At 70.5% G+C, this 7,103-nt stretch carries 9 protein-coding genes; 7 read left to right on the top strand and 2 right to left on the bottom strand.

Going from position 1 to position 7,103, the window contains the following annotated elements:
- Window position 1 precedes the first annotated feature (1 nt).
- From AC2H6A_RS16620 to AC2H6A_RS16590, 7 genes are all read left to right on the top strand, one after another.
- Entirely contained in the window at window positions 2-160 is a 159-nt protein-coding gene (locus tag AC2H6A_RS16620) for a 2Fe-2S iron-sulfur cluster-binding protein (RefSeq protein WP_484274829.1), read from the top strand.
- 13 nt (window positions 161-173) lie between these two features.
- Window positions 174-2,399, top strand: a complete 2,226-nt coding sequence (locus AC2H6A_RS16615; protein ID WP_484274828.1) for a xanthine dehydrogenase family protein molybdopterin-binding subunit — start codon at window positions 174-176, stop codon at window positions 2,397-2,399.
- The gene (soxX, locus tag AC2H6A_RS16610) at window positions 2,396-2,803 is read left to right on the top strand and encodes a sulfur oxidation c-type cytochrome SoxX (protein WP_484274827.1); all 408 of its coding nucleotides are present in this window, start codon (window positions 2,396-2,398) and stop codon (window positions 2,801-2,803) included. The genes AC2H6A_RS16615 and soxX overlap by 4 nt, the downstream gene beginning before the upstream one ends.
- Entirely contained in the window at window positions 2,800-3,246 is a 447-nt protein-coding gene (locus AC2H6A_RS16605; protein ID WP_484274826.1) for a thiosulfate oxidation carrier protein SoxY, read from the top strand. Before soxX ends, AC2H6A_RS16605 begins: the two co-directional genes overlap by 4 nt.
- A 60-nt stretch (window positions 3,247-3,306) precedes the next feature.
- Window positions 3,307-3,633 carry a thiosulfate oxidation carrier complex protein SoxZ gene (gene soxZ, locus AC2H6A_RS16600; protein WP_484274825.1) on the top strand — a complete coding sequence of 109 codons (327 nt, stop codon included), beginning with the start codon at window positions 3,307-3,309 and terminating at the stop codon, window positions 3,631-3,633.
- 53 nt (window positions 3,634-3,686) lie between these two features.
- Window positions 3,687-4,478 carry a sulfur oxidation c-type cytochrome SoxA gene (gene soxA / locus AC2H6A_RS16595; protein ID WP_484274824.1) on the top strand — a complete coding sequence of 264 codons (792 nt, stop codon included), beginning with the start codon at window positions 3,687-3,689 and terminating at the stop codon, window positions 4,476-4,478.
- A gap of 66 nt (window positions 4,479-4,544) precedes the next feature.
- Complete coding sequence (locus tag AC2H6A_RS16590; protein ID WP_484274823.1) at window positions 4,545-4,922, top strand: MAPEG family protein; 378 nt, start codon at window positions 4,545-4,547, stop codon at window positions 4,920-4,922.
- Between the two features lie 90 nt (window positions 4,923-5,012).
- On the opposite strand, the gene rimO is transcribed toward AC2H6A_RS16590, so the two are convergent.
- Both rimO and phaR read right to left on the bottom strand, forming a co-directional pair.
- Window positions 5,013-6,407 (bottom strand): 30S ribosomal protein S12 methylthiotransferase RimO, encoded by a 1,395-nt coding sequence (gene rimO, locus AC2H6A_RS16585; protein WP_484274822.1) that lies wholly within the window; start codon window positions 6,405-6,407, stop codon window positions 5,013-5,015.
- A gap of 51 nt (window positions 6,408-6,458) precedes the next feature.
- Window positions 6,459-7,007, bottom strand: coding sequence for a polyhydroxyalkanoate synthesis repressor PhaR (gene phaR, locus AC2H6A_RS16580; protein WP_484274821.1), 549 nt, complete (start codon window positions 7,005-7,007; stop codon window positions 6,459-6,461).
- Between the last annotated feature and the right edge of the window lie 96 nt (window positions 7,008-7,103).

The raw sequence follows: 7,103 nt of genomic DNA, 5'->3' as shown, positions 1-7,103 counted from the left end.
CATGATCTTGGCCGCCGCCGCGCTGCTGGCCGACAAGCCCCGGCCCACCGAGGCCGACATCGATGCCGAGATGACCAACATCTGCCGCTGCGGCACCTACAACCAGGTGCGCGCCGCCATCCACCTCGCCGCGGGCAAGCCCCCGGCGGGCAAGGCCTGAGCGGGAGCGCGCCATGACCCAGCGTCCGAATGCCAAGCACCGCGGCCCCTCAGACACCCGTGCGCCCGGCGCCCGCCACCGCCTCGCCTCGCGCCGCGGCTTCCTGATCGGCTCGGCCAGTGCCCTGGGCGGCCTGAGCCTGGGCTTTCATGTGCCCCTGACCCGCGCCCAGTCCTCGAGCGACTCCGCCGAGGTCAACGCCTGGGTGCTGGTGCGCCCCGACGACACGGTGGTCATCCGCATTGCCCGCTCCGAGATGGGCCAGGGCACGCTCACCGGCCTCGCCCAGCTGGTGGCCGAGGAGCTGGAATGCGACTGGGCTCGCGTCACCACCGAGTACCCCACACCCGGCCAGAATCTCGCCCGCAATCGGGTCTGGGGCAACTTCTCGACCGGCGGCAGCCGCGGCATCCGCGAGTCTCAGGAGTATGTCCGCAAGGGTGGTGCCGCCGCGCGGATGATGCTGGTGCAGGCGGCCGCCAGCCAGTGGCAGGTGCCGGCGGCCGAGTGCGTCGCCAGCCTGGGCGTGGTCAGCCACGCACCGAGCGGCCGACGCCTGCGCTACGGCCAGCTTGCGGCGGCGGCATCGCGGCTCACCCCGCCGGCCGAGATCCCGCTGAAAGACCCACGCACCTGGAAGATCGCCGGCCGCCCCATGAAGCGGCTCGACACCGCCGACAAGCTCACCGGCCGCCAGGTCTACGGCATCGATCTGCAGCTGCCCGGCATGCTCAATGCGGCGGTCCGGTCCTGCCCGGTGTTCGGCGGCAAGCTGGTCAGCTTCGACGCGGCCAAGGTCAGCGCCATGCCGGGCGTCAAGGCGGTGCTGCGGGTGGATGCCGCCACGGTCGCGGTGGTCGCCCAGACCTGGTGGCAGGCCCGTACCGCGCTCGAGGCGCTGCCGGTGGTCTGGGACGAGGGCCCCCATGCCAGGGCCTCGAGCGAGAGCTTCGGGCGCGAACTCGCTGCCGGCCTTGACGCGCCCCAGGCCTTCGTCGGCAACCAGGCCGGCGACGTCAACGCCGCGCTGTCCCAGGCCGCCACACGAATCGAAGCGGTCTACAGCTATCCGCACCAGAACCACGCCACCATGGAGCCGATGAACGCCACGGTGCGCTACACGCCCGAGCGCTGCGAGGTCTGGACGCCCACGCAGAACGGCGAGGCGGCGCTGGCCGCGGCGGCTGCGGCGGCGGAATTGCCGATCGCCCGCTGCGAGGTCTACAAGATGCATCTCGGTGGCGGCTTCGGCCGACGTGGTGCCGTGCACGACTGGCTGACCCAGGCGGTGCGCATCGCGCGGCAGATGCCGGGCATCCCGGTGAAGATGATCTGGTCGCGCGAGGAGGACATGCTGCACGGCCGCTTCCATCCGGTGACCCAGGCCCGGCTGCGCGGTGGGCTCGACGCGTCTGGCCGGCTCACCGCCCTGCACCTGCGCCTTTCGGGCCAGTCCATCCTGGCCGGCGTGGCGCCGCAGAACCTGCAGAACGGCCGCGACATCGTCGCCTTCCAGGGGCTCACCGACAGCGGGGACGGCCAGATCGGCTATGGCATCCCCAACCTGCTGGTCGATCACGCGATCCGCAACCCGCATGTGCCGCCCGGCTTCTGGCGCGGGGTCAACCACAACCAGAACGCCATCTACCTCGAGTGCTTCATCGATGAGCTGGCGCATGCCGCGAAGGTCGATCCGCTGGTCTTCCGGCGTCGCATGATGGCCGCGCACCCACGGCATCTCGCGGTGCTCGAGGCCGCGGCCAGCAAGGCGGGCTGGGGCACGCCGGCACCCGCCGGGGTGTTCCGCGGTCTGGCCCAGCACAAGGGCTTCGGCAGCTTCACGGCCGCGGTCGCCGAGGTCTCGGTCAGCGCCGAGGGCCAGCTCAAGGTGCTGCGCATCGTGGCGGCGACCGATCCCGGGCATGCGGTCAATCCGCAACAGATCGCGCATCAGGTGGAAGGGTCCTTCGCCTACGGCCTGTCGGCCGCGCTCTTCGGCGAGTGCACCGTGAAGGACGGTCGCATGGAGCAGCGCAACTTCGACACCTATCCCGTGGTGCGCATGGCCGACATGCCCAGGGTCGAGACCATCGTGATGCCCTCGGGCGGCTTCTGGGGCGGCGTGGGCGAGCCCACCATCGCGGTGGCCGCACCGGCGGTGCTCAATGCGCTGTTCGCCGCCACCGGCAAGCGCATCCGCAGTCTGCCCTTGCGCCATCACGACCTGCGCAAGGCATGAGAGCGGCTGCGGTGGCCGCACTCGGTCTGGTGCTGGCGGCACCGGCCGCGATGCTGCCGCCGCCCGCCGCAGCGGCCGATGCCGAGCGCGGCAAGGCGCTCGCGCTCAATCGCCAGAAGGGCTTCTGCCTGCTGTGCCATCCCGCACCCATTCCGGAGGAGCGCTTCCAGGGCGATATCGGGCCCGATCTTGCCGGAGCCGGCGATCGCTGGAGCCCGGCCGAACTGCGCGAGCGGGTCGCGCACGCGCGGCGGGTCAACCCCGCGTCCGTGATGCCGTCGTATGCCGACACCCGTGATCGACGCCAGGTCGGCGCCGCCTGGCATGATCGGCCGCTGCTCACCGGGGCCGAGATCGACGATGTGGTTGCCTGGCTGACCACGCTGCGCGCACCACGTCCATGACGCTTGCGCATCGAAGACAGGCACTGATCGGCCTGGGCGGCCTGGCGCTCGGCCTGCAGGCGCTGCCTGGCCAGGCTACGCCTCAGGCCATGCAGGCACTGATCGACCGCTTCACGCGGGGGCGCACGCCCCAGCCCCATGGCATCACCCTCACGGTGCCCGAGATCGTCGAGAACGGCAATTCGGTGCCGGTCAGCGTCCGGGTCGAGAGCGCCATGAGCGGCACCGATCGGGTTCGCCGGGTGGCGCTGTTCAGCGAGCGCAATCCGGCGCCCGATGTGCTGGTCGCGCATTTCGGGCCGGCCGCCGCGCTCGCGCAGGTGAGCGTGCGCATGCGCATGGCCGATTCCCAGGTGCTGGTGGCCGTGGCCGAGATGGCCGACGGCGAGGTGCGCCTCACGCGCGTGGCGGTGGTGGTGGCGCTGGCCGCCTGCCTGGAGTGAGTTCCATGATCCGCCACCGGCCATGCCCCTCCCTGCGAGAACCCGGGTGAGGCCCGAGCGATGACCCCTGGCCAGGCCCTCATCAGCCTGCCGCCGGCCGCACGGCCCGGCGAGATCGTCGAGGTGCGAGTCCTGATCGCGCACCCGATGGAGACCGGCCTGCGCTCCAATGACGCCGGCCAGACCGTGCCGCGACACATCATCCGCGAAGTGGTGATCGAGTACGCCGGTGCCGAGGTCATGCGGGTCGAACTCAGCCCGGCGATCACCGCCAACCCCTATCTCGGCGTGTTCCTTCGGGCCGGCCCGAGCGGACCGGTGGTGTGCCGCTGGATCGACGACCGGGGCCACGAAGCGCGCGCCCAGGCCCTGCTGCGGGTGTCATGAACCCGGCCGCGGCAGCAGGCATGCGGGGCGCTGCGTCACGGCGGGCGTTGCGCATGCCCGTCGGGGCACAATCGCGCCTGCTGCATCGCGTGCGGCTGCTGCTCCTGCTCGGCGCGCTGCTGCCAGCGCCGGCCGCTGCCGCCGACCCGCCCCGACGCTCCGGCTATCGGGACATGGGTGCGGCCACCCAGGCCATGCAACGCGATGACGCCGCCAACCCGGCCATGCTTTCGGTGCTGGCGGGCGAAGCGCTATGGCGGGAGCCCGCACCCGGTGGCCGGCCAGCCTGCGTCGACTGCCACGGCGAGCCCGGGCGTCTGCGCGGCGTGGCCACGCGATACCCCGGATTCGATGCGCGCACCGGCACGGCACTGAACCTCGATGGCCGGATCAATGCCTGCCGGCAGGTGCATCAGCAGGCGCCGGCCTGGTCCTGGGAGAGCGCGCCGCTGCTCGCGCTCTCGGCCCTCATCGGCTTGCAGTCGCGCGGATTGCCGATCGCACCGCCCGCCGACGAGCGCCTGGCCGCCGCTCGCGAGCGCGGACGAATGCGCTTCGAGACCCGTATCGGCCAGCTGGACCTTGCCTGCGCCGACTGCCATGACCGGCTGGCCGGCCGCAGTCTCGGCGGCACTCCGATCCCGCAGGGGCACCCCACCGGCTACCCGCTCTACCGCCTGCAATGGCAGGCCCTGGGCTCGCTGCAGCGGCGACTGCGCAACTGCATGACCGGCGTGCGAGCCCAGCCCTACCCGGCCGGCTCTGCCGAACTGATCGAACTCGAACTGCACCTGTTCCAGCGCGCTGAGGGCATGCCGCAGGAGACCCCGGCGGTGCGGCCCTGAGCCGGCGCAAGGGCGGCGCCGCGCGCTTCCGGGTTACCCTGAGCCCTCTGCCCCGAAGGACCTTCCATGACCATCGCCATTGTCTGCATGCTGATCGCGGGTGTGCTGCCCATCGTGTCCACCGGCATCGCCAAGGCCGGCCTGCGCAACTACGACAACCACAATCCTCGCGAGTGGCTGTCGCGCCTGGGCGGCTATCGGGCCCGCGCCAACGCGGCGCAGGCCAATGCCTGGGAGGCCTTCCCGTTCTTTGCCGCGGGCGTGCTCGCCGCGCAATGGATGCAGGTGCCGCAGGGCCGCATCGATCTGCTGGCCATGGTCTTCGTGGCGCTGCGCGTGGCCTATCTGGGGCTCTATCTCGCGGACCTGGCCGCGCTGCGCAGCCTGGTCTGGATCATCGGCTGGGGCATCAGCGGCTCGCTCTACCTCAGCGCGCTCTGGTGAGCAGGCGCCGGGCACGGCCGCCCGGCGAGCCCTGCATCAGACCGCTTCCCTGCCTGGGGCCGCCTGCCCGGGTCGACCCGCCGTCGCCCGTCAGCTCACCACCGAGCCGCGCAGGTCGTGCTCGGTGGCGCTGGTGATCCGCACCCGCGAGAATTCACCCACCCGCAGGCCGGGGTGTGGCTTCACGTACACGCAGCCATCGATCTCGGGGGCACTGGCGGCCGAGCGGCCGATCGCCCCGAGCATCTCGCCCTGCTCATCGACCTCGATCTCGTCGATCAGCACATCGACCGTGCGGCGCACGAAGCGTGACAGGCGCTCCCGGCTGATCTCGGCCTGCACCGCCATCAGCCGCGCCTGGCGGGCCTCACGCACCTCGTCGGGCAGTGCGCCCGGCAGTGCATTGGCGCTGGCGCCATCCACGGGCGAGTAGGCAAAGCAGCCTACCCGGTCGAGGCGCGCTTCGCGCAGGAACTCGAGCAGGTGTTCGAACTCGGCCTCGGTCTCGCCCGGGAAGCCGGCGATGAAGGTGCTGCGGATGGTGAGCTCCGGGCAGCTGCGACGCCAGGCCTGGATGCGCTCGATGTTGCGCTCGCCGCTCGCGGGCCGCTTCATGGCGCGCAGCACCCGCGGATGCGAGTGCTGGAAAGGCACATCGAGGTAAGGCAGCACCTTGCCCTCGGCCATGAGCTCGATCACCTCATCCACCGACGGATAGGGATACACATAGTGCAGCCGCACCCACACCCCGAGCTCGCCGAGCTCGCGGGCCAGTTCAAGCATGCGGGTGCGCACCGGCCGGCCGCCCACGAAGTCGGTGCGGTAGCGCAGATCGACCCCGTAGGCGCTGGTGTCCTGGGAGATGACCAGCAGTTCGCGCACGCCCGATTTCACCAGCGCCTCGGCCTCGCGCATCACCTCGCCGATCGGGCGGCTGACCAGATCGCCACGCATGGCCGGGATGATGCAGAAGGCGCAGCGGTGATTGCAGCCCTCGGAGATCTTCAGGTACGCGTAATGGCGCGGCGTGAGCTTCACGCCCGCCTCGGGCACCAGATCGGTGAAGGGGTCATGCGGCCGCGGCAGGTGGCGGTGCACATGACCCATCACCTCCTCGAGGGCATGCGGACCGGTCACGGCGAGCACGCTGGGATGCACGCCGGCCACGAGATTGCCGCCATCGGCGCCGCTCTTGGCGCCCAGGCAGCCGGTGACGATCACCTTGCCGTTTTCAGCCAGAGCCTCGCCGATCGCGTCGAGCGACTCGGTGACTGCGGCGTCGATGAACCCGCAGGTGTTCACCACCACCAGATCGGCATCGGCATAGCTGGGGGCGATCAGGTAGCCCTCGGCGCGCAGCTGGGTGACGATGCGCTCGGAGTCGACCAGCGCCTTGGGGCAGCCCAGCGACACGAAACCCACGCGAGGCGCGGCAGGCGGACGGGCCGCGACGCGGCGCAAGGGTTTGATCGGAGTCTGTGTCATGCGGGAAAGGCGTGCGCCGGCTGCAATACCGGCGTGCCGGTGGCAACGGTGCTACTTCTTGTCGCTGCCGGGCGGCGGGAAGGGGAAGGTCTGGAACATGCTGCGGGCCTGCTGCTGCATCTGTTCCTGCATCTGCACGAACAGGTTCTTGCTCTGCTCGATGTAGTTGCCCATCATGGTCTGCATCATGGGCGTCTGGACCGACATGAACTGGGTCCAGAGTTCGGGGCTGGGCAGGCCCTTGGCGTCGTAGAAGACCTTCGACTGATCCTGCATCTTGCCCTGGATCTCGACGAAGGCGCCCATGGTCTTCTCGAGGTACGCGCCCATCATCCCCTGCATGGCATGGCCATAGAAGCGGATGATCTGCGAGAGCATCACCGAGGAGAACAGCGGCGCGCCGCCGGCCTCCTCCTCAAGGATGATCTGCAGCAGGATGCTGCGGGTGAGGTCCTCGGACGACTTGGCGTCGACCACCTTGAAGTCCTCGCTGTCGAGGACCAGCTGCTTGACATCGGCCAGCGTGATGTAGGCGCTGGTCTGGGTGTCGTAGAGGCGCCGGTTCGGGTACTTCTTGATCAGTCGGGTGGCGCTCGCCATGTCTCATGTCTCCGCGGATGCACGCGCATTGTGCCGGCAGACGCGATCTGCCGCAGCGCTTCCGATCCCCACGCCCGGGCCTGCAGGCCCGGGCGG

The sequence above is a fragment of the Quisquiliibacterium sp. genome, assembly GCF_982640115.1.
This window is presented reverse-complemented; position numbering and strand designations above follow the sequence as displayed.

Bases quoted from the DNA above. Each gene is read 5' to 3' on its own strand.
- AC2H6A_RS16590 (WP_484274823.1), top strand. From the start codon at position 4,545: ATGACCATCGCCATTGTCTGCATGCTGATCGCGGGTGTGCTGCCCATC.
- AC2H6A_RS16620 (WP_484274829.1), top strand. From the start codon at position 2: ATGATCTTGGCCGCCGCCGCGCTGCTGGCCGACAAGCCCCGGCCCACC.
- soxZ (WP_484274825.1), top strand. From the start codon at position 3,307: ATGACCCCTGGCCAGGCCCTCATCAGCCTGCCGCCGGCCGCACGGCCC.
- soxX (WP_484274827.1), top strand. From the start codon at position 2,396: ATGAGAGCGGCTGCGGTGGCCGCACTCGGTCTGGTGCTGGCGGCACCG.
- AC2H6A_RS16605 (WP_484274826.1), top strand. From the start codon at position 2,800: ATGACGCTTGCGCATCGAAGACAGGCACTGATCGGCCTGGGCGGCCTG.
- phaR (WP_484274821.1), bottom strand. From the start codon at position 7,007: ATGGCGAGCGCCACCCGACTGATCAAGAAGTACCCGAACCGGCGCCTC.
- AC2H6A_RS16615 (WP_484274828.1), top strand. From the start codon at position 174: ATGACCCAGCGTCCGAATGCCAAGCACCGCGGCCCCTCAGACACCCGT.
- rimO (WP_484274822.1), bottom strand. From the start codon at position 6,407: ATGACACAGACTCCGATCAAACCCTTGCGCCGCGTCGCGGCCCGTCCG.
- soxA (WP_484274824.1), top strand. From the start codon at position 3,687: ATGCCCGTCGGGGCACAATCGCGCCTGCTGCATCGCGTGCGGCTGCTG.